The 22,958-nt window shown below is 67.3% G+C and carries 22 protein-coding genes; 13 read left to right on the top strand and 9 right to left on the bottom strand.

Annotated features, from left to right (window positions below; translation table 11 throughout):
* Positions 1 to 30: 30 nt before the first annotated feature.
* Complete coding sequence (locus tag ACM0O9_RS16100; RefSeq protein WP_065177819.1) at positions 31 to 420, bottom strand: RidA family protein; 390 nt, start codon at positions 418 to 420, stop codon at positions 31 to 33.
* Positions 421 to 528: 108 nt separating this feature from the next.
* Between ACM0O9_RS16100 and ACM0O9_RS16095 the strand changes: the two genes are divergently transcribed.
* Positions 529 to 1,422, top strand: a complete 894-nt coding sequence (locus ACM0O9_RS16095; protein ID WP_065177820.1) for a LysR family transcriptional regulator — start codon at positions 529 to 531, stop codon at positions 1,420 to 1,422.
* 143 nt (positions 1,423 to 1,565) lie between these two features.
* Positions 1,566 to 2,075: a DNA polymerase III subunit epsilon gene (gene dnaQ, locus ACM0O9_RS16090; RefSeq protein ID WP_065177821.1), complete on the top strand. Its 510-nt coding sequence runs from the start codon at positions 1,566 to 1,568 to the stop codon at positions 2,073 to 2,075.
* Between the two features lie 13 nt (positions 2,076 to 2,088).
* On the opposite strand, the gene ACM0O9_RS16085 is transcribed toward dnaQ, so the two are convergent.
* Positions 2,089 to 3,303 carry a glycosyltransferase gene (locus tag ACM0O9_RS16085; RefSeq protein ID WP_065196788.1) on the bottom strand — a complete coding sequence of 405 codons (1,215 nt, stop codon included), beginning with the start codon at positions 3,301 to 3,303 and terminating at the stop codon, positions 2,089 to 2,091.
* Positions 3,304 to 3,583: 280 nt separating this feature from the next.
* Between ACM0O9_RS16085 and rpmB the strand changes: the two genes are divergently transcribed.
* The 6 genes from rpmB to uvrD all read left to right on the top strand — a co-directional run bounded on the left by rpmB (position 3,584) and on the right by uvrD (position 9,943).
* A complete protein-coding gene (gene rpmB / locus ACM0O9_RS16080) occupies positions 3,584 to 3,820 on the top strand; it encodes a 50S ribosomal protein L28 (protein ID WP_005411638.1) in 237 nt (78 codons plus the stop codon).
* A 10-nt stretch (positions 3,821 to 3,830) separates the two neighbouring features.
* The gene (rpmG, locus tag ACM0O9_RS16075; RefSeq protein WP_169411268.1) at positions 3,831 to 3,998 is read left to right on the top strand and encodes a 50S ribosomal protein L33; all 168 of its coding nucleotides are present in this window, start codon (positions 3,831 to 3,833) and stop codon (positions 3,996 to 3,998) included.
* A gap of 483 nt (positions 3,999 to 4,481) precedes the next feature.
* Positions 4,482 to 4,730, top strand: a complete 249-nt coding sequence (locus ACM0O9_RS16070; protein WP_005420350.1) for a hypothetical protein — start codon at positions 4,482 to 4,484, stop codon at positions 4,728 to 4,730.
* Positions 4,731 to 4,855: 125 nt separating this feature from the next.
* Positions 4,856 to 6,274 carry a cardiolipin synthase gene (gene cls, locus ACM0O9_RS16065; protein WP_014648869.1) on the top strand — a complete coding sequence of 473 codons (1,419 nt, stop codon included), beginning with the start codon at positions 4,856 to 4,858 and terminating at the stop codon, positions 6,272 to 6,274.
* 45 nt (positions 6,275 to 6,319) lie between these two features.
* Positions 6,320 to 7,741 carry an FAD/NAD(P)-binding protein gene (locus tag ACM0O9_RS16060; protein ID WP_065185915.1) on the top strand — a complete coding sequence of 474 codons (1,422 nt, stop codon included), beginning with the start codon at positions 6,320 to 6,322 and terminating at the stop codon, positions 7,739 to 7,741.
* A gap of 9 nt (positions 7,742 to 7,750) precedes the next feature.
* Positions 7,751 to 9,943 carry a DNA helicase II gene (gene uvrD, locus ACM0O9_RS16055; RefSeq protein WP_065177826.1) on the top strand — a complete coding sequence of 731 codons (2,193 nt, stop codon included), beginning with the start codon at positions 7,751 to 7,753 and terminating at the stop codon, positions 9,941 to 9,943.
* Positions 9,944 to 10,122: 179 nt separating this feature from the next.
* Here the strand turns inward: uvrD and ACM0O9_RS16050 are convergent, their stop codons facing one another.
* Positions 10,123 to 10,728 carry a hypothetical protein gene (locus tag ACM0O9_RS16050; RefSeq protein WP_414604011.1) on the bottom strand — a complete coding sequence of 202 codons (606 nt, stop codon included), beginning with the start codon at positions 10,726 to 10,728 and terminating at the stop codon, positions 10,123 to 10,125.
* 242 nt (positions 10,729 to 10,970) lie between these two features.
* Between ACM0O9_RS16050 and ACM0O9_RS16045 the strand changes: the two genes are divergently transcribed.
* From ACM0O9_RS16045 to ACM0O9_RS16035, 3 genes are all read left to right on the top strand, one after another.
* Positions 10,971 to 11,297 (top strand): low molecular weight protein tyrosine phosphatase family protein, encoded by a 327-nt coding sequence (locus tag ACM0O9_RS16045; protein WP_065177827.1) that lies wholly within the window; start codon positions 10,971 to 10,973, stop codon positions 11,295 to 11,297.
* A gap of 217 nt (positions 11,298 to 11,514) precedes the next feature.
* Positions 11,515 to 12,069, top strand: a complete 555-nt coding sequence (locus ACM0O9_RS16040; RefSeq protein WP_065177828.1) for a hypothetical protein — start codon at positions 11,515 to 11,517, stop codon at positions 12,067 to 12,069.
* 204 nt (positions 12,070 to 12,273) lie between these two features.
* Entirely contained in the window at positions 12,274 to 12,720 is a 447-nt protein-coding gene (locus ACM0O9_RS16035) for a universal stress protein (protein ID WP_005420335.1), read from the top strand.
* A 147-nt stretch (positions 12,721 to 12,867) separates the two neighbouring features.
* Here ACM0O9_RS16035 and ACM0O9_RS16030 read toward each other — a convergent pair whose 3' ends face one another.
* A complete protein-coding gene (locus tag ACM0O9_RS16030) occupies positions 12,868 to 13,152 on the bottom strand; it encodes a DUF2782 domain-containing protein (protein WP_005420332.1) in 285 nt (94 codons plus the stop codon).
* Between the two features lie 98 nt (positions 13,153 to 13,250).
* On the opposite strand from ACM0O9_RS16030, the gene polA reads away from it, so the two are divergent.
* Positions 13,251 to 16,025, top strand: coding sequence for a DNA polymerase I (polA, locus tag ACM0O9_RS16025; RefSeq protein WP_414604012.1), 2,775 nt, complete (start codon positions 13,251 to 13,253; stop codon positions 16,023 to 16,025).
* A 327-nt stretch (positions 16,026 to 16,352) separates the two neighbouring features.
* Positions 16,353 to 16,832, top strand: a complete 480-nt coding sequence (locus ACM0O9_RS16020) for a DUF421 domain-containing protein (protein ID WP_053498330.1) — start codon at positions 16,353 to 16,355, stop codon at positions 16,830 to 16,832.
* A gap of 36 nt (positions 16,833 to 16,868) precedes the next feature.
* Here the strand turns inward: ACM0O9_RS16020 and hemF are convergent, their stop codons facing one another.
* The 5 genes from hemF to ACM0O9_RS15995 form a co-directional block, all read right to left on the bottom strand.
* Positions 16,869 to 17,765, bottom strand: a complete 897-nt coding sequence (gene hemF, locus ACM0O9_RS16015) for an oxygen-dependent coproporphyrinogen oxidase (RefSeq protein WP_414604013.1) — start codon at positions 17,763 to 17,765, stop codon at positions 16,869 to 16,871.
* 54 nt (positions 17,766 to 17,819) lie between these two features.
* Positions 17,820 to 19,436 (bottom strand): hypothetical protein, encoded by a 1,617-nt coding sequence (locus ACM0O9_RS16010; protein WP_329953517.1) that lies wholly within the window; start codon positions 19,434 to 19,436, stop codon positions 17,820 to 17,822.
* A gap of 69 nt (positions 19,437 to 19,505) precedes the next feature.
* Positions 19,506 to 20,066: a hypothetical protein gene (locus tag ACM0O9_RS16005; RefSeq protein ID WP_032954647.1), complete on the bottom strand. Its 561-nt coding sequence runs from the start codon at positions 20,064 to 20,066 to the stop codon at positions 19,506 to 19,508.
* A gap of 30 nt (positions 20,067 to 20,096) precedes the next feature.
* On the bottom strand, positions 20,097 to 20,516 hold the full coding sequence (locus tag ACM0O9_RS16000) for an NUDIX hydrolase (RefSeq protein WP_005420325.1): 420 nt from the start codon (positions 20,514 to 20,516) through the stop codon (positions 20,097 to 20,099).
* A complete protein-coding gene (locus ACM0O9_RS15995; RefSeq protein ID WP_235648981.1) occupies positions 20,513 to 22,882 on the bottom strand; it encodes a S9 family peptidase in 2,370 nt (789 codons plus the stop codon). Before ACM0O9_RS15995 ends, ACM0O9_RS16000 begins: the two co-directional genes overlap by 4 nt.
* Between the last annotated feature and the right edge of the window lie 76 nt (positions 22,883 to 22,958).

The raw sequence follows: 22,958 nt of genomic DNA, 5'->3' as shown, positions 1-22,958 counted from the left end.
GTTGCCGGCCAGCGGCCGGCACTACCCGTATCACGGCAGCTTCGCGATCACCTTGATCTCGAACTGGAACCCATACAGCCAGGTCACACCGATACCGGTCAGGGTCGGGTGCGGCGCCTCGCCCCAGTACTCGGGCACGATCGCCCAGGCCTTTTCGAAGTTCTTCTCCGGGTCGACCAGGAACACGGTCACGTCGATCACGTCATCGAACGTGCAGCCTGCGGCAGCCAACACCGCATTGAGATTCTCGAAGGCGCGGCGCACCTGCGCCTCGAAATCCGGCTCGGGCGAGCCGTCTTCGCGGCTGCCGACCTGGCCGGAGACGAACAGGAAGCCATTGGATCGGATCGCCGGCGAGTAGCGGTTGCGCTCGTACAGGGCCTGGCGGCCGGTGGGGAAAACGACATCACGCTGTGACATGGGAAGGAATCCGTGGGAGAGAACGCCATCCTCCGCGCCAGTGCTGTCTGGATAAACCGCGATGATCAGCCTAGATTGATTGCCAATCCCAAACAATCATGGCCCGCCATGGACCGTTTCGAGGCGATGCGGGCCTTTGCCCGGGTTGTGGAAACCGGCAGCTTCACCCGCGCCGCGCAGACCCTGCAGATCAGCCGCACCACGGTCACCCAGCTGGTGCAGCAGCTGGAGGCACACCTGCGGCTGCGCCTGCTCAACCGCACCACGCGCCGGGTCAGCGTCACCGCCGACGGTGCGGCCTACTACCCGCGCATCGCCCGCCTGCTGGCCGAGCTGGAAGAGGTGGAGGGCGGGCTGGGTGACGCAGCCAGCCAGCCGCGCGGCCGCCTGCGGGTGGATGTGCCCGGACCCTACGCGCGGTTGCGGCTGGTGCCGGCACTGCCGGATTTCCAGGCGCGCTACCCGGAGATCCAGCTGGACATCGGCGTCAGCGACCGCGAGGTTGACGTCATCGCCGACAACGTCGACTGCGTGATCCGCGGCGGCACCCCGGCCGACCCGGCGCTGGTGGCGCGGCCGCTGGCGGCGCTGCCGATCGGTTTCCACGCCAGCCCCGGCTATGTGCAGCGTTTCGGCTTGCCGACCGATCCGCGCGCGCTGGAAGGGCCGGACCACCACACGGTCGGCTTCCTCAGCCCGCGCAGTGGCCGGGCGAGAGTATTCAGCGCACAGCGCGGCGATGAGCGCGTAGAAGTGCAGGGCCGCTACACGGTCGGTTTCGACGACGGCAACGCCTATCTGGCGGCGGCGCTGGCGGGGCTGGGCGTGGTCGCGCTGCCCAGCTACATGGCCGCGCCGCACGTGGCGCGCGGCGAATTGCTGCCGCTGCTGCAGGACTGGCGGCTTCCACCCATGCCGATGCATGTGATGTTCCCGCCGAACCGGCACATGAGCCAGCGGCTGCGGGTGTTCATCGATTGGGTGGTGGAAGCGTTGGGGTGATGCACACGCACCTGTAGAGCCGAGCCCACGCTCGGCTGCTTCTGGCATCACCAAGCCCGCGCTACGCGCGCCAGCCGAGCGTGGGCCCGGCTCTACCGGCATGCGAAAATCACCACAGCACGTAACAGGAAACATCGCCACGCATGAGTCGCATCGTCGCACTGGATACCGAAACCACCGGCATCTCCCACCGCCTGGGGCACCGGGTGATCGAAATCGGTGCCGTCGAACTGATCGACGGCCAGCTCAGCGGCCGCCAGTTCCACACCTACCTGCAGCCGCAGCGCAAGGTGGACTGGGGCGCACAGCGCGTGCATGGCATCAGCGATGCGATGCTGGTGGGCAAGCCGCTGTTCTCCAGCAAGGCCGCCGAACTGCTGGACTTCCTGCGCGGCAGCGAGATGGTCGCGCACAACGCCACCTTCGACGTGGGTTTCCTGGACAACGAGCTGCGCCTGGCCGGCATTCCCGGCACGCTGGCCCAGCACTGCCGCATCACCTGCAGCCTGAAGCTGGCGCGCGGGCGCTGGCCCGGCCAGGGCAACAAGTTGGACGATGTGCTGCAGCGCCTGCGCATCCCCGGCAACCGGGGCCTGCACGGTGCGCTCAAGGATGCCCATCTGCTGGCCCAGGTGATTCCGCACCTGCGCTGAGGCTTGCCCGCTGTTACATCGGACGTAACCAGCGCTCGATCATCGCCACGCCACAGGCCACCCCGTCTTCATCGCTCATCGCCACGCCCAGGGCCGCCGCGCGCGCGCGTACTGCGTCGGCTTCTGCGAAGGTGATGGCTGCTGCCAGCGTTGCTGCATCCAGTCGCTTCGGTGACAACGGTGCCGGTGCCACGCCCAACCGACACAGGCGATCGGCCCAGAAGAACTGATCCGCAGCGAACGGCATCACCAGCGAGGGAATGCCGGCCCGGCAGGCCGAATGCGTGGTGCCGCTGCCACCGTGGTGGATGGCGAGTGCGCAACGCGGGAACAGCGCTTCGTGTGGGGTCGGCCCCAGTACGAAGACCGAATCGGGCAAGCGCATCGCAGGCAGTCCCACCCAGCCAGGAAACAGCAGTACCCGGCGTGGCGCCAGCGCCTGCAGCAAGGCCGGCAGCACGCGTTCGCGATCAAAGCCGGTCATGCTGCCGAAGCCAAGGTAGACCGGCGGCGGGCCGGCATCAAGGAAGGCCCGCAGATCGGCCGGGGGCGCCCAGGGCGCATCAGGAAGCCGCCATTGGCCACAGACGATGTGGTCGGCCGGCCAGTCCGCCGGTGGCGGCAGCAGCTGCGGTGAGATGCCATAGAGCATCGGCAGGCCGGACCACAGCGCGCGGCGCGGCGATTGCCCCAACTGCTGGCGTGCCGCGTTGATCGGCCGGCGGAACTGGCGCCAGATCAGGCCGTTGACCCACCCGTAGCTGGCCCGGTTCAACCAGCCCGGCGAGCGTCCGGGCGGCAGGAACGGGGAGCGGAAGGCGCGCGTCGGGGTCAGCGGAATCATGCCGCTGCCGATGACGGGAATCCTGCGGCGTTCGCCCACGCTCATGCCGACGAAGGCCGCCAGGCCACCGGTCAGAATCGCATCGCAGCCTTCGGCGGCGGCATCGGCCTGGCGCATCCAGCCGCTGACATGCTGCAGCGCCATCCGTGCCAGGCCGGTACTGGCGGCGGCAACGCCGTTGCCACGCGAGACCAGTGCGACCACGTCGTCATGGATGTCACCTTCAAGGGCCGCGTGGGGCACATCCAGTGCCTGCGCGCTGCCCAAGGTGCCGCCATCGGCCAGTAGCGTCACCTCGTGGCCCGCGCCGATCAGCCCATGGCAGAGCATGGCCAGGGGACGTGTGTCGCCTTCGGTTCCGTAGGTCAGGGCCAGCAGCCGCATGGGAAGCTCCGCAGTGGTCCGGGCCAGTATGGCGGCTGGCGCAGGGTCCGGCCTGCCGTGTTCAGTCCCCGGCCTGTGGGTAACTTGCGCAAGTGCTTGAACCGGTGCATAATGCGCGGCTCGCTGTGTCCGGTTTTCTACCGGGCGGCGCCCCTGGGAGCACGTCCCCGGCCGCCCAACGCCAGCGTAACCCTTTGATTCTCTTGACGTGTGGTGGGCAACCATCGAGGCCGCCGTCTCCCGGGCTACGGGCTGACAACTACTATTATCGAGGTGCGCAATGTCCCGCGTATGCCAGGTTTCCGGCAAGCGAGTGCAGACGGGTAACAACGTCTCGCACGCCAACAACAAGACCCGTCGTCGTTTCCTGCCGAATCTGCACGAGCGCCGTTTCTGGGTGGCCAGCGAGAACCGCTGGGTCAAGCTTCGTGTTTCCGCGCATGCACTGCGCACCATCGACAAGAACGGCATCGATTCCGTTCTGGCTGAGCTGCGTGCGCGCGGCGAAAAGGTCTGAGGAGTAAAGCATCATGGCAGGCAAGCGCGATAAGGTCCGTATGATTTCCTCGGCCGGTACCGGCCACTTCTACACCACGGACAAGAACAAGAAGAACACCCCGGGGAAGATGGAATTCCTGAAGTACGATCCGGTCGTGCGCAAGCACGTCCTGTACAAGGAAGGCAAGATCAAGTAATCCGCACGGATTGCTGATTCCCGCGAAGAAACCCGCCCTTGTGGCGGGTTTTTTCATGTCTGGCACTTCCCCCTGGTGGGTGCCGACCCTGGTCGGCACTGCCGCACTCCCTGCGCACGCTGTCGCCAATGACGCCCTGCGCGGAATGATGGGCCGAATGCGATAAGTGATTGTGTCTACCGGTTCCGGCTCTTCGCGCGCTCCAAATCAATTGGAACGACGGGCCCTGCCGTGCCCATGATGGCAAGCCGCTGCGGTTGCAGTGGCCGGGCTTGCAATCCCGTGAAGTCAATCAATCAGTAGACTCGCCAGCCGTCGCCGGAGATCCCTCCGGCGACGGTTGGTGACCTATCCGCCTCTATGGCGGACGGTGCGAGGGGGCCTTGCGCCCGCCGGTTCGTTTGCTGATTGATTGCTTCCCGGTATTGCAACCACGCATCGTCCGCCACCTTCACGGTGGCCAGATCCGTTGAAGGAGGTTGCATGAACACCCCGTCACACCGGCAGGACCTGGAACTGGGCTGGCTGCGCCTGCAGCGCATGCTGCAAGGCATCGAGGGCATGGCGCTGCTGCTGTGCGACCACCATCTGGCACTGGCCAACGGTGCGCCGTCGCCGCTGCCGGAGGCGCAGCTGGAGCGGGCCGCACAGGCCATTGCCTGCATGGCGCTCAACGGCCGCCGCCATGCCGATTCGGTACGCCAGCTGTGCGAGGTGCCGGTGCGGCACTGAGCCATTCTGTAGAGCCGAGCCCACGCTCGGCTGCTCTGCGGTCGGAACGAAAGGCAGTCGAGCATGGCTCGACTCTACAAATCCCGCTGGGCAGAATGGCCCATCACCTCCCGACGGGCGACACGATGCTGTTCGAGTGGTTGCTGGGTTCGTACCTGCTGCTGATCGACTGGCTGATCCGGCTGGTCGCGCTGTGCTGGATTCCCACCCGCACCACGCCGGGGGCGGCGCGCAGCTGGCTGCTGCTGGTCGGCTTCGTGCCGCTGCTGGGCCTGCCGCTGTACCTGCTGTTCGGCCACCCGTGGCTGTCGCGCGAGCGCATCCGGCGTCAGGCCGAGGCCTCGCAGGTCATCCGCGAGGAACAGGCGCTGCAGCATCGCCTGCGCTGGACACCGCAGCCGGACACCGCCAGCGCCGAAATCGTGCCGCTGGTGCAGCGCCAGGGCGATTTCATGCCGGTGCACGGCAACGCCGTCGACCTGCTGACCGACTACGACGAATCGCTGCACACGCTGATTGCCGACATCGACCAGGCCGAAGACCGCGTGCACCTGCTGTACTACCTGATGTTCGATGACGCGGTGGGCGAGGCGATCGTCGAGGCCCTGCAGCGTGCGGCTGCACGCGGCGTGCAGTGCCGCGTGCTGCTCGACGCGGTGGGCGCCAAGCGCGGCCTGCGCGCCTATCGCAAGCGCCTGCAGGCGCGCGACATCGAGGTACGCGCGATGCTGCCCGGCGGCCTGCGCTGGCGCCGCAGCGGGCGCATGGACCTGCGCAACCATCGCAAGATCGCGGTGATCGACAACGAAGTGGCCTATGTCGGTTCGCAGAACCTGGCCGGCCCGCAGTTCGTGCCCGGCCACCCGAACCGCGAGCTGGTGGCGCGCGTGCGTGGCCCGGCAGTGGCGCACCTGGAAGCGGTGTTCGCCAGCGACTGGTACATGGAAACCGGCCAGCGCCTGGACGTGATCGCCGATGTGCCCGAGTGCAGTGACGACATCGCCACCCAGCTGCTGCCAAGCGGCCCGGCCTATCCGTACAGCAATGCGCGCGATGCGGTGGCGGCGCTGATCCACCTGGCACGGCGACGGCTGGTGATGGTCACGCCGTATTTCGTGCCTGACGAAGCTACGCTCAGCGCGTTGCGCATTGCGGCCTTGTCCGGTGTGCAGGTGCAGCTGATCCTCTCGGCCAGCAACAACCAGCGGCTGACCTCGTGGGCGCAGGAGGCGTACTACGACGAGCTGCTGCGCTGTGGCGTGCGCATCGCGCTGTACGAGCCGCAGTTCCTGCACGCCAAGCACATGAGCGTGGACGAGGACATCGCCGTGCTCGGCTCGATCAACATGGACATCCGCTCATTCGCGCTGAATGCCGAGATCGGCCTGGTCTGCTACGACCGCGCGCTGGTGCAGCAGCTGTGTGCGATCGAGGATGGCTACCTGCGCGAGTCGCGGCAGCTGGACCTGCAGCAGTGGCGCAGCCGCCCCACGTGGCGGCGCAGCCGCGAAGGCATCGCACGGCTGGCCGATGCGTTGATGTGAGGCGGCGGCAATCGCCCGCTTCGGCAACCCGGCCCGTCATCGCCGATGGCCTACAATCGGCGCATGACTGATTCACCGCGTAATGGCGAACTGGACCTGGCAATCATCGGTGGTGGTGCGGCCGGGGTGCTGGTGGCGATCCAGGTGCTGCGCCAAGCCAAGGCGCCGCTGGCGATTGCCGTCTTTGAACCCGCCTCGCAGCTGGCCCAGGGCATCGCCTATGCCACGCCGTGGCCGGAGCACCTGCTGAACGTGCCGGCGGCGAAGATGAGTGCGTTTGCCGACCAGCCCGGCGATTTCCTCGACTACCTGATGGCCGCCAACGCCTACCCGGGCCAGGCGCGAGAGGTGCTGGGCGAGCGTTACGTATGCCGCCACTACTTTGCCGCCTACCTGCAGCAGCGCCTGCAGGAGGCCGCTGCGGCCAGCCCGGCGCAGCTGCAGGTGATCGCGCAGCCGGTGCTGGGCCTGCAGCCGGATGACCATGGCTACCGGCTGACACTTGGCGATGCCCAGACGCTGCACGCCGTGCAGGCGGTGCTCGCCACCGGCAACAGCATGCGGCCGCTGCCGGTGGCCGGTGCCGAGGCACTGCCCGCCGATGATGTGATCGAGGCCTGGGACTACGACGGCGTGCGTACCCTGGCCGGTGAGCAGGCCGTGGCCATCGTCGGCTCCGGCCTGAGCATGGCCGACACCGTGCTGGCGCTGGTTGCCGCCGGCCACACCGGCCCGCTGCACGTGATCTCGCGCCATGGCCTGCTGCCGCTTCCGCATGCGCATGGCGGCCTGCCCACGTTCGACCCGGCCACGCTGCTGCCGATGCGCCTGCGCCAGCGCCTGCGCGCATTGCGCGGGTTCGCTCGCCAGGCGCAGGCCGACGGGCTGCCGTGGCAGGGCGTGATGGACCGCATCCGTCCGCATGGACAGGCGCTGTGGTGCAGCCTCGACGCGGCCGACCAGCGCCGCTTCCTGCGCCATGTGGTGCGCTACTGGGACGTGCATCGCCACCGCATCGCCGAAGAGGTCGACGCACAGCTGCAGGCGCTGATCGAAAGCGGCCAACTGCGCATTCACCGGTCCCGCCTGCAACGCGTCGGCCGCGAAGGCGATGCCCTGCGGCTGTCGGGTCGCGATGCCAACGGCAATGAACAGCACTGGACGATCGGCGGCGTGGTCAACGCCACCGGCGTGGAAACCCGCGCCAGTGCGCTGCGCAATCCGTTGCTGCAGCAGCTGCAGGCCGAGGGCCTGGCACGCCCCGGCCCGCATGGGCTGGGCCTGGACAGCACGGTGCCGGGCGACCGCCTGCGTGCTGCCGGTGGCCAGCCGCAGGCACGGCTGGGCGTGCTCGGCAGCCTGCGCATCGGCAGCCTGTGGGAAAGCCTGGCGGTGCCTGAACTGCGTCAGCAGGCGCAGGCGCTGGCCAGCCAGGTGGTCGCAGGAGCCGCGACGGCGATGCCGTAAAATGGAGGCATGGATGTCTCCCACCTGCTTGATGGCCTGAACCCGGCCCAGCGCGAAGCCGTCTCCGCTCCCCCCGGCCACCACCTGGTGCTGGCCGGTGCCGGTTCCGGCAAGACCCGCGTACTCACCCACCGCATCGCCTGGCTGCATGAAGTCGATGGCGTGCCGACCCACGGCATTTTCGCGGTGACCTTCACCAACAAGGCGGCCGGCGAAATGCGCCACCGCATCGACGCCCAGCTGCCTCATGGCAGCCGTGGCATGTGGATCGGTACCTTCCACGGCCTGGCCAACCGCCTGCTGCGCCTGCACTGGCAGGACGCCAAGCTGCCAGAAGGCTTCCAGGTGATGGACTCGGACGACCAGCTGCGGCTGGTCAAGCGCGTGGTGCAGGCGCTGGAGCTGGACGACGGCAAGTACCCGCCCAAGCAGATCGCGTGGTGGATCAACGCGCAGAAGGACGAGGGCCGCCGCCCGCAGCACATCCAGCCCGAACCGCACGACGCGTGGCTGGAAACCATGCGCCAGGCCTACATCGAATACCAGGCGCGCTGCGACCGCGCCGGCCTGGTCGACTTCGCCGAGCTGCTGCTGCGCGCGCATGAACTGCTGCGCGACAACCCGGCCCTGCTGGCGCATTACCGCGCCCGCTTCCGCGAAATCCTGGTGGACGAGTTCCAGGACACCAACGCCATCCAGTACGCCTTCGTGCGCGTGCTGGCCGGCGATTCCGGCCACGTGTTCGTGGTCGGCGACGATGACCAGGCCATCTACGGCTGGCGCGGTGCCAAGGTCGAGAACGTGCAGGGCTTCCTGCGCGACTTCCCGGGTGCGCAGACCATCCGCCTGGAGCAGAACTACCGCTCCACCGCCAACATCCTCGGCGCCGCCAACGCGGTGATCGCGCACAACCCGGATCGCATCGGCAAGCAGCTGTGGACCGACAGCGGCGACGGCGAGCCGATCGACCTGTATGCGGCGTACAACGAGATGGACGAGGCGCGCTACATCGTCGAGCGCGCCCGCCAGTGGGTGCGCGACGGTGGCAGTTACACCGAAGTGGCCGTGCTCTATCGCAGCAACGCGCAGTCGCGCGCGCTGGAAGAGGCGCTGCTGAGCGAGCAGGTGCCGTACCGCGTGTATGGCGGCATGCGCTTCTTCGAGCGTGCCGAAATCAAGGACGCGCTGGCCTACCTGCGCCTGCTGTCCAACCGCAATGATGACGCCGCTTTCGAGCGCGCGGTCAACACGCCCACCCGGGGCATCGGCGACCGCACGCTGGACGAAGTGCGCCGCGAGGCGCGCGCGCAGGGCATTTCGTTGTGGGAAGCGACGATGCTGGTCACCCAGGGCAGCGCGCTGGCCGCACGTGCGCGCAATGCACTGGCCGGCTTCCTGGGGCTGGTCAACGAGCTGCAGGCCCAGACCGTGCACATGACCCTGGCCGAGCGCGTGGACCACGTGCTGGCCCGCTCGCAGCTGCGCGAGCACTGGAGCAAGGAAAGCCGCAATTCGCTGGATTCGGAATCGCGTACCGACAACCTCGACGAACTGGTCTCGGTGGCGTCGCGCTTCGTGCGCCGCGCCGACGACATCGAGGAAGTGGGCGAGGACATGGACGAGCTGGTCGCGTTCCTGGCCTATGCCGCGCTGGAGGCCGGTGAAGGCCAGGCGCAGGCGGGCGAGGACGGCGTGCAGCTGATGACCCTGCACTCGGCCAAGGGCCTGGAATTCCCGCTGGTGTTCCTGGCCGGCCTGGAGGAAGGCCTGTTCCCCAGCGCACGTTCGCTGGAGGAAAGTGGGCGTCTGGAAGAAGAGCGTCGGCTGGCCTACGTGGGCATTACCCGCGCGCGCCAGAAACTGGTGCTGAGCTATGCCGAATCGCGCCGCATCCACGGCCAGGACAACTACAGCCTGCCATCGCGCTTCCTGCGCGAGATTCCGCGCGAGCTGCTGCACGAAGTGCGCCCGAAGGTGCAGGTCTCGCGTCCGGCCTCGCTGGGCAGCAGCCGGGTGATGGGCCATGCCTCGATCGAGGCACCGCCGGTCAAGCTTGGCGCACTGGTCACCCATCCCAAGTTCGGCGAAGGCATGGTGACCGACTACGAAGGCAACGGCGCCCACGCCCGCGTGCAGGTCGAGTTTGCCGACGCGGGGAGCAAGTGGCTGGTGATGGCCTACGCCAACCTGACGGTGATCTGATCACCGTCGGGGGGGCAGGAATTCCTGTAGAGCCGAGCCCATGCTCGGCTGCCTCTGGCGGGAAAGAGCAGCCGAGCATGGCTATGCCGGTCGTCCTGACCGGCACCCTTCGGGCCGTCGCAAGCGACGTTGGCAGCGGCTCCTGCCGCTACCTTCGGCTCTACAACAGCGGTCGGCTATCAGCCGGTGGTGAATGTCTCCACGGCTGCCACCAACCCGGCGCGATCCATTGCTTCTTCATCCTGGCGGTTGCGGATCAATACGTAGTGGCCCTCCTCCGGCGACAACACCTCGATCACCTCATTACGATAGTTGGTGATCTCGATGAAGCCGCTGCTCACTCCGTTGAGGTTGTCGATCTCGGCCATTAACGTCTCCAGGCTCACGATGGCGCCGTCCTTGTCCGTTCCGCCGCCAGTGCGGGGATTGTCGAAGTACACGCATATCTTCGGCTGCCTGGTCCTATGCCAGTTGTTGACGTCAACGATGTGATGTGTGGACCACCTGAAATCCTCTGCTGATTCGTTGCCGTTGAACTCACACCGGAAGATCGGCAGGCATAGGAACAGCCCCGTGCGCTTCTCGATCCGATTCAGAAGCCCGTGATAGGTGCTGGGAACCGCCATCGCATGAGTGAACCCATAGGCGTTGGACGGAATCTCGAAGATCGTTGGCCCATCATGTGAAAGATGGTGCGGTGCGTTCAGCACAACGCTGGTGGCGAATTCCGGATCATCGACATTCTTGGACGCGATCGCGAGGTCATGTCTCTTGGCATTCCTCACGCAGCAATAGAGTACGTACGTCGCGACTACGTACTTGCTGAAGTAGCACCGTGGACTTCGGCCACCTCTCCGAACGACGTTAACAGGTCATCCTTGGTGATCATGGACATCTGGACGGTGGCAAAAGCACATGGTGGCCCCTTGAACGGTCATCCGACCATGCAATTTGTCTGAAAGCACCCTGTTGGTGTCAGAGCCCTTTTCCGTTGGAAAAGGAATTCGACCCCGATTAGGCTGCGCTCATGACCCGCAACGTGCTCTTCCTCTGCAGCCAGAACCGCCTGCGCAGCCCTACGGCCGAGCAGGTATTTGCCGATTGGCCGGGCATCGAGACCGCCTCGGCCGGGCTGCTGGCCGACGCCGAGGAAGTGCTCAGCCCTGAGCTGCTGCAGTGGGCGGACCTGGTGTTCGTGATGGTGCGCGCCCACCGCAACCGGCTGTCCAGCCGCTACAAGGCATGGCTGAACGGCAAGCGGGTGGTCTGCCTGGATATTCCCGACGACTACGACTACATGGACCCGGTGCTGGTGGAGCTGCTGAAACGGAAAGTGCCGCCGTTCCTGCGCTGACGGGCTGTTGTAGAGCCGAGCCCACGCTCGGCTGCTTCTGGCTGGAAGAACAGCCGAGCATGGGCTCGGCTCTACAGGGGTGCGCAAAGGGCAGTCGAGCAAGCTATGCCGGTCGTCCTGACCGGCACCCTTCAGGCCGTCGCAAGCGACGTTGGCAGCGGCTCCTGCCGCTACCTTCGGCTCTACAATAGGCGGCACTTCTTCCAGGAACGCCCCCATGACCGAACCCGCGCTGCACGTCACCGTGACCTTGAATGCCCGGCTGCAGCCCGAACATCGCCACGAGCTGTTCGAAGATCCGCTCGATGCGCTGCTGCAGGCGGCCAATGTCGGCGAGATCACCGGTGGCGGCACCGCGATGTCCGACGACGGCGAGGTCGAATACGGCGATATCGAAGTGGCGCTGGTCGATGCCGATGGCGTGCCGAAGCTGATCGATCTGCTGGAACAGCTGGGTGCGCCGAAGGGCTCGAAGATCCAGGGCGCGGGTGAAGCCGATCGCAGCTTCGGCGTGACCGAGGGCCTGGGCATCTACCTGGATGGCCTGAACCTGCCGGACGAGGTCTACGAACAGTGCGATTCCAACCACGTGTTCGAGCAGCTGTCCGAGCGCATTGATGGCCTTGGCGAGATCTGCAGCTGGTGGCAGGGCCCGAGCGAGACCGCGCTGTACATGTACGGCCAATCGTTCGAGACGATGCGCGATGCGATCGCTGAATTCGTGGGCAGCTACCCCCTGTGCCAGAACGCACGCGTGGTGCAGATCGCCTGAGGGCGGAAAATGTGGAGCCGAGTCATGCTCGGCTCATGCATCCGAAGCCGAGCATGGGCTCGGCTCTACAGAAGGGGGGCGGGCAAGCGGGTGGCGCGCACGGGCCGCTGCACGGCGCCGGATTGATCCTGCTCAAGGCGCCGCCTCCACATCCGGTGTGTAATGGTGTTGTTCCCATCTGGCAGACCGCCACGGAGCCCTACCATGTACAAGCGCATCCTGATTGCCACTGACGGGTCCGAGCTGGCCGACAAGGGCCTGGCCAAGGGCCTGGAGCTGGCCAAGGACCTCAATGCCGAGGTCGATATCGTGACCGTGTCCGAGCCGTGGGCCGTGGGCATGTATGACGCCATGGGCTGGAGCGTGGGCTACATGAACAGCCCGGAATACAAGGCTGACCGCGAGGAGGGCGCGCAGAAGGTGCTGCAGCCGGCGCTGGCCAAGGCCGCCGAGCAGGGCATCACGGCCAACCCGGTGCACGTGCTGGACCGCTACGCGGCCGACGGCATCATCGAGACGGCGGCCGAGCGCAACAGCGACCTGATCGTGATGACCTCGCACGGCCGCCGTGGCGTGACCCGTGTACTGCTGGGCAGCCAGACTGCCGAGGTGCTGGCGCGCAGCACGCTGCCGGTACTGGTCATCCGCTGATCCATACCCGCTGATTGAAGCGTTCCCCGGGGAGGGGACCCGACGCCGGTGCGCAGGATGCGTGCCGGCGTTGTTTTTTGTAGGGGGCTGGGGTGAATCCACGCATGGCGTGGATCTACTGGATCGCAGGGATCCGACCCGGTCACCTCACCAGCTGTACAGCTTCCAGTAGACCGGCGAGACACCGTCCTTGTCGTTGTCCATGCGGCCGTCGCCGTTCTTGTCATACATGTAGAACGGGGCACCGCGCGACGGGGTCACCTTGACCATGCGCAGCTGGCCGGACACACGGTATTCCTCGATGGTGTCACCGTTGTCCATGGTGCGCCTGGACACATCCGCGCCCTTGACGTCCACCGGGGGAGCACCCGCGCCACCCATGCTGGCGCAGCCAGCGAGCAGGAGCAGGGAAGCCAGCATCAGGGTCTTCATCGGCGGGGGCCTTTGCCTGGAAAGAGCCCTGATTATGCCCCATCGCGGTGTGCGCGCCGTGTCGCCGCGGTGCAGGCACGGGCGCGTAGAATCAGCGCATGAGCAGATTAGTCCTGATCGACGGGTCCAGTTACCTGTACCGCGCGTTCCACGCGCTGCCGCCCCTGTCCAATGCACAGGGTGAACCCACCGGCGCGCTGTTCGGCGTGGTCAACATGCTGCGTTCGACGCTGAAGGAGCGCCCGGCCTACGTCGCGTTCGTGGTCGATGCGCCCGGCAAGACCTTCCGTGATGACCTGTACGACCAGTACAAGGCCAACCGCCCGCCGATGCCCGATGAACTGCGCAGCCAGGTCGAGCCGATGTGCCGCATCGTCGAAGCGCTGGGCATCAGCATCCTGCGCATCCCCGGCGTGGAAGCCGACGATGTGATCGGCACGCTTGCGCTGCAGGGCCTGGCGCAGGACCTGAAGGTGACCATTTCCACCGGTGACAAGGACTTCGCCCAGCTGGTGCGGCCGGGCATCGAGCTGGTCAACACCATGACCGGCAGCCGCATGGATTCCGACGCGGCGGTGATGGACAAGTTCGGTGTGCGCGCCGATCAGATCATCGACCTGCTGGCGCTGATGGGCGACGCGGTCGACAACGTGCCGGGTGTGGAGAAGTGCGGGCCGAAGACCGCTGCCAAGTGGCTGGCCGAGTACCAGCACCTGGACGGGGTGATGGCGGCCGCGCCGACCATGAAGGGCAAGATCGGCGAGAACCTGCGCGCTGCGCTGGAACGCCTGCCGCTGAACCGCGAATTGGTGACGATCCGCACCGATGTGGAACTGGAGGCCAGCCCGACCACGCTGGCGCTGCGCGAGCAGGATGTTCCGGCGCTGACCGAGCTGTATACGCGCTATGGTTTCACCCAGGCGCTGAAGGAGCTGGGCGCGCCTGTGCCGGCACCGGTGGCCGCCAGCGAGGCGACCCCGAGCCTGCGCGGCACTGCGGCCGGCTTCGCGCGTGGCAGCGTCGAGGCGCCCGCCGCCGGCACGCTGGATCCGGCACTGTCCGCGCCGGGTGAATACGAGACCGTGCTGACCAGCGGGCAGCTGCAGGCCTGGGTCGAACGCCTGCAGCAGGCCGACCTGATCAGCTTCGATACCGAAACCGATGCGCTGGACGCGATGCGCGCGCGGCTGGTGGGCATCAGCCTGGCCGTCGAGCCGGGCAGGGCGGCGTACATTCCGGTCGGCCACGATTACCCGGGTGCGCCGGCCCAGCTGCCGATGCAGCAGGTGCTGGATGCACTGCGCCCGGTGCTGCAGGACCCGGCGAAGAAGAAACTGGGCCAGCACGGCAAGTACGACCTGCATGTGCTGCGCCGTCACGGCGTGCAGGTGCAGGGCTACCACGACGACACCATGCTCGAGAGCTTCGTGCTCAACTCCACCGCCACCCGCCACGACATGGATTCGCTGGCCCTGCGTTACCTGGGCTACACCACCCTCAAGTTCGAGGACGTGGCCGGCAAGGGCGCCAAGCAGATTCCGTTCTCGCAGGTGGGCATCGACGAAGCCAGCCGCTATGCGGCCGAGGACGCCGACATTACCCTGCGCCTCCATCGCGCGCTGCAGCCGCAGCTGCTGGCCGAGCCGGCGCTGGACAGCGTGTACCGCGACATCGAGATGCCGCTGGTGCCGGTGCTGACCAGCATTGAAGCCAACGGCGTGCGGATCGACACCGACGAACTGCGCCGGCAGAGCCAGGACCTGTCCTCGCGCATGCTGGCCGCGCAGCAGAAGGCCACCGAGCTGGCCGGCCGCAGCTTCAACCTGGATTCGCCCAAGCAGCTGCAGGCGGTGCTGTTCGACGAGCTGAAGCTGCCGGCGGTGGTGAAGACCCCGAAGGGCCAGCCCAGCACCAATGAAGAGGCACTGGAGGCAATTGCCGACCAGCACGAGCTGCCACGGGTGATCCTCGACTACCGCGGGTTGGCCAAGCTGCGCAGCACCTACACCGACAAGCTGCCGGAGATGGTCAACCCGGACACCGGCCGGGTGCATACCAGTTACCACCAGTCCGGTGCCGCCACCGGCCGCCTGTCCTCATCGGACCCGAACCTGCAGAACATCCCGATCCGCACCGAGGACGGCCGCCGCATCCGCCGCGCGTTCGTGGCGCCGGAGGGCTTCCAGCTGCTGGCCGCCGACTATTCGCAGATCGAGCTGCGGATCATGGCCCACCTGTCCGAGGATCCGGGCCTGGTGCGCGCCTTCGAGCAGGGCGCCGACGTGCACCGCGCCACCGCCGCCGAGGTGTTCGGGCGCACGCTGGAGGAGGTGACCCCGAACGAGCGCCGCGCCGCCAAGGCGATCAACTTCGGCCTGATGTACGGCATGAGCGCCTTCGGCCTGGCCCGCAATCTGGGCATCGACCGTGGCCAGGCACAGGACTACGTGGCGCTGTACTTCAGCCGCTATCCGGGCGTGCGCGACTTCATGGAGCGGATGCGCCAGCAGGCCCGTGACCAGGGCTACGTGGAAACCCTGTCCGGCCGCCGCCTGTACCTGAACGACATCCACGCCCGCAACCAGGGCCTGCGTGCCGGTGCCGAGCGCGCCGCGATCAACGCGCCGATGCAGGGCACCGCCGCCGACATCATCAAGCGTGCAATGGTGGATGTGGACCAGTGGCTGCGCGACAGCGGGGCACCAGCGCGGATGATCCTGCAGGTGCACGATGAACTGGTCTTCGAAACCGAAAGCAGTTTCGTTGAAGACCTGCGTTTGCAGGTGGTGGAGCGCATGTCGCAAGCGGCCAAACTGCGAGTGCCGCTGGTGGTCGATACCGGCGTCGGCAGCAACTGGGATGAGGCGCACTGACGGAATTCAGGCCGAAAACGATGTGAATGTGTTCATGAGTCGGGGGTTTCTGACTCGACCATGAATGTTGCCCCGATTGAAATTCATTAAATGGGGCCCCTTCACGAACCGTTAGTGTTCGGAGTGCTTCTATAACTCCCGACAGGCGCAATGCCTGTTGTGGATCTCTCCCATCCCCTGGAGCAGATCTCGGAACGGGGACTCCTCCCCAAGTGCCCGTTCCCCGGCCCCGTTGACCTCCCCCTGGTCAGCGGGGCTTTTTATTTGTGCCGTTGCCAGACGCCATCGCCTGCGCCACGCTGGGCCACCGTTCCGCAGGGGAAGACCATGCCCGACCTGTTCGCCCTGGCCATGCCGTGGTGGGAATTCATCCTGCGCGCGGTGGTGGTGTATGTCGTGGTGCTGGGCATGGTCCGGCTGGGCGGCAAGCGGGCCCTGGGGCAGATCACGCCCTTCGACGTGCTGCTGATCGTGCTGCTGGGCAACGCGGTGCAGAACGCGCTGCTGGGCGCTGACACCTCGCTGGGCGGCGGCCTGCTGCTGGCGGCGACCCTGATCCTGCTGAACTACGGGGTGGGCTGGCTGACCACCCGGAACCGGCGGATGGAGCGGTTGATCGAAGGAGAACCCACCGTAATCGCGCGCGATGGTCGCCTGTTCGAGGCGGTACTTCGCCGCGAGCTGATCAGCCGCGCCGACTTCGATGCCGCGCTGCGCCAGCAGGGCGGGCTGCAGATTGAAGACGTGCAGATTGCCCTGCTGGAGACCACCGGGCACATCACCATCATCGCGCGGAAGGGCAGCTGACCAGCGCCGAGCCCACGCCCCGCGCGACGGCACCCCTCAGAGCCAGTCGCGCGGCACCAGATAGTCTGCCAGGCGCGATTCGGGGCTGCCCGGTTCGGGCGAGAAGCCGTATTCCCAGCGCACCCGCGGTGGCAGGCTCATCAGGATGCTTTCGCTGCGGCCACCGCTCTGCAGCCCGAACAGGGTACCGCGGTCGTAGACCAGGTTGAATTCCACGTAGCGGCCGCGGCGGTACAGCTGGAACTCGCGTTCGCGTTCGCCATGCGGGGTGTCCTTGCGCTGCTGCACGATCGGCAGGTAGGCGTCGAGGAAGCCATCGCCGACCGCGCGCAGATAATCGAAATCGCGCTCGAAGTCGCCGTGCAGGTCGTCGAAGAACAGACCGCCGACACCGCGCGTTTCGTTGCGATGACGCAGGAAGAAGTATTCGTCGCACCAGCGCTTGTGCGCGGCGTAGCGTTCGTCGCCGAACGGCGTGCACAGGTCGCGTGCGACCCGGTGCCAATGCTGCACGTCCTCGTCGAACGGGTAGAACGGGGTCAGGTCGAAGCCGCCGCCGAACCAGCTGGCCACCACTTCGCCGTCGCGCTGCGCCTGGAAAAAGCGCACGTTGGCATGGGTGGTCGGCACGTACGGGTTGAGCGGGTGGAACACCAGCGACACGCCGGTGGCGCGCCAGGAGGCGCCCGCCAGTTCCGGGCGGTTGGCCGAGGCTGACGGTGGCAGGCGGCTGCCAGCCACGTCGGAGAAGCCGATGCCGGCCTGCTCGAACACCGCACCGTCGCGCAGCACGCGGGTACGCCCGCCACCGCCCTCGGCACGCTGCCACAGGTCTTCCTGGAAGCGGGCCCGGCCATCGACGGCCTCGATCGCCGCACAGATGCGGTCCTGCAGCTCGGTGAGGTAGGCGCGAACGCGCTCGAATTCGTTCATGGCGCGTACTTTACCGCAGGGCCCGGCCAACGCCGCGGACAGGCCCTGGCAGGCTCAGCGCTTGCGGTTGGTAGTGCGCGGCGCCGGAGCGTCGTCCAGGGCCGCTTCATCAACCGCCTTCTGCAGGGCACCGCCCAGCGTGATCAGCTCCCAGTTCTGGGTTCCGAGCACATCGCAGGCCACATGCAGGCCGCTGCGGTCGGCCTCGCACAGTTGCCCCAGGATGGCGCGTGCATCCACGTCCGCCCCATTGCCCTGCGCGGTGACCAGGTTCTCGCACCCTTCGCGGACGCCGGCGCGGCAGACCGTGGTGTAGTGCTCTGCGGCCTGCAGCCAGTGCCCGGACAGCGCCAGCCGGTTGCCGAGTATGTTGCAGCCCTGCAGCTTGCCCTGCGCACAGCAGGCGTCGGCGCCGTCCTCGTTGGCCAGCGCCAGTGGGCAGTCCTGCGGCAGCGGCAGCACCGTGTAGTGTTTCGGCGGGCTGCAGGTGCTCGCGCCCTCGCCGGTCGGCACGAACACCTGGAAGCGTGTCCACGTGTCCAGGCCCAGCAGCTGGCCCCCGGGCAACGGCCGCAGCACGAAGTCGCCGCCCTTGTCGTGGCGGATGCGGATGTCGCCCTCTTCGACACGGGCACGCAGCTGGCTGTCCCAGCCGATGCCGACCCGTCCTGCATCGCCGAAGTCCAGCGTATCCATCAGGCCACCTGCGGCGCGGAAGGTACCGCAGGGCAGCGCCGTAGCCGGCTGCGGCCGCAACGAGGCGCCCAGCGCCCGCAACGCAGGCAGGCGCTCACAGGCGGCGCTGTCCTTGCCGGGCGCGCACGCTGTGGCCAGTGCCTGCACCGCCTGCAAGGGGTCGCCGGATTCCCACGAGAGCTCGGCCACGCGGCTGCAGAAGCCGCCATGGCCGACCTGCTGGCACAACTGCAACAGCTGCTGGCGCTGCGCGGCCGGCACCACCACCGGCGTGGAGGGTGACAGCACGGAGCTCACCGCTTCGACCATCGCCGCACCCATCGCGGCCTTGACGATCTGCTCCTGCAGCGCCGGATCCGCTTCCAGCGCCGCTGCACAGGCCGGTGTCTCGTTGCTGAAGCCGCCATTCCGGCACGGCACAGGCAGTTCGATGCCGGCCAGTGCGGTATCGAGGATGGCCTGTTGCTGCGCCTCATCCGGCGTGGCCGGCGCCCTGGCCTCGTCATGCCAGCGATCGGCCAGCTGCAGGCACATGCCGGGCACGCCCTCCCGGCAAGCCGCTGCCAGCACGGTCGGGGTCGCTTCGCGACGGTTGTCCAGGCACGCCGCCGCATCGGCCAGGCAGCTGCCTTCAGCCGGGGTGGCGGCTGCGGCGCATTGTGCGGGGGCCTGCAGGGTGTAGACCGTGCCATCCACCTCGACCGTGCGGCCCCGATCGCGCACTTGCAGCACGCTGGGCAGGCCGTACTCCAGGTTCACCAGCTGCAGCTTTCCGTCGATCTGCTGGAACGCGACCGGCGTCGGTGCGCTGCCGAAGTGCTTCTGCTCGCCGCGGTTGGATGAGCTGACACGCAGCGTGCTGCTGCCTTCGTCGGCCTCGAACAGGCCGCATTGCGGTGACTGTGCCGCGGCCACCGGCGTGGCCAGCAGCAACGCCCAGGCCAGCCAGTGGCGGTACGGTGCGCGTGAGAGCATGTCATCTCCTTGACGATCAAAGGCAAACGCCGGGTGCTGCCGGAGGCCCTGGCCCACGCCCGGCAGAACTCAGTGGAAGCGCGCGCGCACGTCGGGGCGCAGCAGTCGCCAGGCCAGCCAGCCCTGCAGGCCGAGAAGCACGAACGACATGCCGACCACGGTCAGCGTGATCAGCCAGCGTTTCAGCTGCAGCTCCTGCAGCAGGGCCGGGTCATCGGCCAGCAGCGGAATGAAGTCGCCCATGAACAGGTCCAGCCACCAGGCGGCTGCGAAGTTGGTCAGGGCACTCAGCAGCAGCAGTACCACGAAGCTCCACAGGCCCCAGCGACGTTCACGCAGCAGGCCCCAGCTGGACACGGTCGAGGCCAGGCACAACAGCGCGACGACCATTGACGCGGCCACCGGGTGCGCCAGCAGCCAGACCAGGCTGTGCAGCTGCTGTTGCTGCACTTCGCTTTCCACCAGGCGCCACAGCCTGAGGTTCTGCAGCGGCCACAGCACCAGTCCCTGCAGCACGAAGTAGATCGTCAGCAGCAGTGACAGCCAGAACGAAGCCTGTGCGACCGGGCGCACCCAGGCGTGATAGGCCGGGGAAAGCGGCGAGGGGATCGACGGGATCGACATTGACATCCGATGTCCTTGCAGTCGGCGCCCGCCTGCTCAGCGGGCCGTCGCCCGGGTGGCGACGGCCGGCAGGATATGGTGTTCGCTCAAGGGTGCCAAGGGCAGGCCATGCGGCGGTTGCAGCGGCACCCAGGCCAGTTCGGCAATTTCGGCGCGCGCCTGCGGCGCACCGTCCACCTGCACCCACCACGCCTGTGCCTGCACGCGGTGGCCGGGCTCGTTCACCGCCCAGTCCTCGAACGTGCCCAGCGCGATGGCGGCATCGGCGCGCAGCTGCACGCCCAGTTCCTCGTCCAGCTCGCGGGCCAGCGCCTGCAGGGGCGCCTCGCCGGGTTCGGGCTTGCCACCGGGCTGGATGAAGCGGCGCGCACCCTGCTTGCGCACCACCAGCGCCCGGCCGCGGTCATCCAGGATGACCGCAGCCACGATCCGGATCGTGGCTGCGGCATTGCTCACTTCAGGTTCTGCTCGAACAGCTTGAGGATGCGCTTGTACTGGTCCAGCCAGGAATCGGCACGCACATAGCCGTGGCGTTCCAGCGGGTACGGGGCGATCGACCAGTTGTCCTTGTGCAGTTCGATCAGGCGCTGGGTGAGGTTCACCGAGTCCTGGAAGAACACGTTGTCATCCATCATGCCGTGGGCGATCAGCAGGTTGTCCTGCAGGTTCTGTGCGTACTCGATCGGCGAGGACACGCGGTACGCCTCCGGGTCGATGTCCGGGGTGTTGAGGATGTTGCTGGTGTAGCCGTGGTTGTAGTTGTGCCAGTCCACCACCGGGCGCAGCGCGGCGCCGGCCTTGAAGGTGCCCGGCGCACGGAACAGCGCCATGAAGGTCATGAAGCCGCCATAGGAACCGCCGTAGATGCCGGCGTGGTCGCGGTCACCCTGCTGGGTGTCGACCAGCCAGTCCAGGCCGTCCTTGTAGTCTTCCAGTTCCGGGTGGCCCATGTTGCGGTAGATCGCCGTGCGCCAGTCGCGGCCGTAGCCCTCGCTGCCGCGGTAGTCCATGTCCAGCACGATGTAGCCCTTCTGCACCAGCAGGTTGTGGAACATCTGCTCGCGGAAATAGGCCGGGTAGCGCTGGTGCACGTTCTGCAGGTAGCCGGCGCCGTGCACGAACATCACGATCGGGTACTTGCGGCCCGGTTCCTTGTTCTCCGGTTCGTAGTACTTGGCCCAGACCACGCCGGCACCATGCTTGGACGGCACTGCCACCAGCTTCGGCTGGATCCACTGGCGTGCCTTGTAGTCGGCGGTGCGGGTGTCGGTCAGCACGCGCGCCTGGCCACCGGCACTGGGCAGCACCGCCAACTGCGGCGGCAGATAGGCGCCGGAGTAACGCACCAGCAGCTGCTGGCCGTCCGGCGACAGCGAGAAGTCTTCCACGCCGTTGAGGCTGGTCAGCTCGCGCACCTGGCGGCTGCCGGTGTCGACCGCGCAGACTTCGTAGTCATGCGGCGCCTGCTGGTTGCACAGGAAGTAGAAGCCCTTGCCATCGGCCGACGGCACCGGTGCCGAGGTTTCCCACTTGCCGCTGGTCAGCGCCTGCGGCTTGGCGGTGCCGACCTGGGTGTACAGGTGCGAGAAGCCCGATTCCTCGGACAACAGCCACAGCGTGCGGCCATCGGCCATCCAGCCGAAATCGTTGAAGCCCCAGTTGATCCAGGCGTTGTCGGTCAGGCGGTGGCGGTTCTGCACGCGGCCGTCGGCAGCATTGACGCTGATGATCCAGCGGTCCTTGTTGTCGTTGGCGCGCAGCATCACCGCGGCCTGCTGGCCGTCGGCGCTCCAGCGGATGCCGCCGCCCATGAAGTCGCTCATCACCTGCACGCTGCGCTCGCCCTTCAGCGCATCCTTGCCGGCCTTGCGGCGCAGTTCGGCCAGCGGGTCGGTGCTGATGCCCGGCAGGCCGGACAGCGAGACCTTCTCGGCCTTGCCGGTGCGCACGTCCACGTACCACAGGGTGTGTGGCTCGAAGCCGTTGCGGCCGACGCGGGTGCGGGTGTCCTCGGTTTCCTCGTAGCCCGACTCGGTCACGTACAGCGGCATCTTGCTGGTGCGGCCGTCGTCGAAGTCCTTCGGCTTGGTCACCACGATCAGGTGGGTCAGGTCCGGCGACAGCACGCTGTCACCGATCTCGACGTCGGCGCCCAGGTAGACCGGGCCCGGTGCGCGGGTCGGATCAGCCTGGCGCCAGCGCTGGTCCTGGTCCTTCAATGCCTCGCGCTGCTCGCGGTCGCGGCGCAGGGTTTCCAGCGTGCGCAGCTGCTGGTCGCGCAGCACGTCGGCCTTCGGCGGCGTGCGCGGGTCCTTCTCGGCCTTCAGGCTGGCCACCTGCTGCACGCCGCTGGCGGCGGTCCAGTGGAACCAGTTCTGGCCGACGCGCCAGATCACGCCGTTGTCCGCGGCAAAGTTCACGTTGCCCGCGCGCTCGTTGCTGCGGGTCAGCTGGGTCAGCGCGCCGCTGCGCAGGTCGCGCACGAACACATCGCCATTGCGCACGAAGGCGCTGCGGCTGCGGCTGCGGTCGTAGACCGGATCGGCCACGTCCAGGGTGCCGCGCTGGTCATCGGCCACCTGCGCGGCCACGCCGCCGGCCACCGGCTGGCGGAAGGTGTCGCGCACCGGGCTGCCGTTGCGCTTGAGCTGGTATTCCACCTGCTGGCTGTTCCACGACCACCAGGCCTTCTCGACCGGCGGACCGATCCAGTCCGGGTCGGCCATGGCCTGTTCGATGGTGATCGGCGTCGGCGCGGCATGCGCGGCCGGTGCGGCCAGCACGGCCGACAGCAGGAGGGACAGGGGCAGCACTCGGGACATGGGCGGACGGCACCAGAAGAGGAAACCGGGCAAGGGTAGCAGCCGTCCGGACCGGGGGAGGGGGCCACAGGTCATG

The sequence above is a fragment of the Stenotrophomonas sp. FR012 genome, assembly GCF_047520565.2.
In the GTDB taxonomy this organism is placed as follows: Bacteria; Pseudomonadota; Gammaproteobacteria; order Xanthomonadales; family Xanthomonadaceae; genus Stenotrophomonas; species Stenotrophomonas sepilia.
The sequence above is the reverse complement of the archived record's forward strand: the minus strand, read 5'-3'. Positions and strand labels throughout refer to the sequence as shown.

Excerpts from the sequence above, each read along its gene's own strand:
- ACM0O9_RS16100 (WP_065177819.1), bottom strand. The coding sequence starts at position 420 with ATGTCACAGCGTGATGTCGTTTTCCCCACCGGCCGCCAGGCCCTGTAC.
- ACM0O9_RS16095 (WP_065177820.1), top strand. The coding sequence starts at position 529 with ATGGACCGTTTCGAGGCGATGCGGGCCTTTGCCCGGGTTGTGGAAACC.
- dnaQ (WP_065177821.1), top strand. The coding sequence starts at position 1,566 with ATGAGTCGCATCGTCGCACTGGATACCGAAACCACCGGCATCTCCCAC.
- ACM0O9_RS16085 (WP_065196788.1), bottom strand. The coding sequence starts at position 3,303 with ATGCGGCTGCTGGCCCTGACCTACGGAACCGAAGGCGACACACGTCCC.
- rpmB (WP_005411638.1), top strand. The coding sequence starts at position 3,584 with ATGTCCCGCGTATGCCAGGTTTCCGGCAAGCGAGTGCAGACGGGTAAC.
- ACM0O9_RS16070 (WP_005420350.1), top strand. The coding sequence starts at position 4,482 with ATGAACACCCCGTCACACCGGCAGGACCTGGAACTGGGCTGGCTGCGC.
- cls (WP_014648869.1), top strand. The coding sequence starts at position 4,856 with ATGCTGTTCGAGTGGTTGCTGGGTTCGTACCTGCTGCTGATCGACTGG.
- ACM0O9_RS16060 (WP_065185915.1), top strand. The coding sequence starts at position 6,320 with ATGGCCTACAATCGGCGCATGACTGATTCACCGCGTAATGGCGAACTG.
- uvrD (WP_065177826.1), top strand. The coding sequence starts at position 7,751 with ATGGATGTCTCCCACCTGCTTGATGGCCTGAACCCGGCCCAGCGCGAA.
- ACM0O9_RS16045 (WP_065177827.1), top strand. The coding sequence starts at position 10,971 with ATGACCCGCAACGTGCTCTTCCTCTGCAGCCAGAACCGCCTGCGCAGC.
- ACM0O9_RS16040 (WP_065177828.1), top strand. The coding sequence starts at position 11,515 with ATGACCGAACCCGCGCTGCACGTCACCGTGACCTTGAATGCCCGGCTG.
- ACM0O9_RS16035 (WP_005420335.1), top strand. The coding sequence starts at position 12,274 with ATGTACAAGCGCATCCTGATTGCCACTGACGGGTCCGAGCTGGCCGAC.
- ACM0O9_RS16030 (WP_005420332.1), bottom strand. The coding sequence starts at position 13,152 with ATGAAGACCCTGATGCTGGCTTCCCTGCTCCTGCTCGCTGGCTGCGCC.
- polA (WP_414604012.1), top strand. The coding sequence starts at position 13,251 with ATGAGCAGATTAGTCCTGATCGACGGGTCCAGTTACCTGTACCGCGCG.
- ACM0O9_RS16020 (WP_053498330.1), top strand. The coding sequence starts at position 16,353 with ATGCCCGACCTGTTCGCCCTGGCCATGCCGTGGTGGGAATTCATCCTG.
- hemF (WP_414604013.1), bottom strand. The coding sequence starts at position 17,765 with ATGAACGAATTCGAGCGCGTTCGCGCCTACCTCACCGAGCTGCAGGAC.
- ACM0O9_RS16010 (WP_329953517.1), bottom strand. The coding sequence starts at position 19,436 with ATGCTCTCACGCGCACCGTACCGCCACTGGCTGGCCTGGGCGTTGCTG.
- ACM0O9_RS16005 (WP_032954647.1), bottom strand. The coding sequence starts at position 20,066 with ATGTCAATGTCGATCCCGTCGATCCCCTCGCCGCTTTCCCCGGCCTAT.
- ACM0O9_RS15995 (WP_235648981.1), bottom strand. The coding sequence starts at position 22,882 with ATGTCCCGAGTGCTGCCCCTGTCCCTCCTGCTGTCGGCCGTGCTGGCC.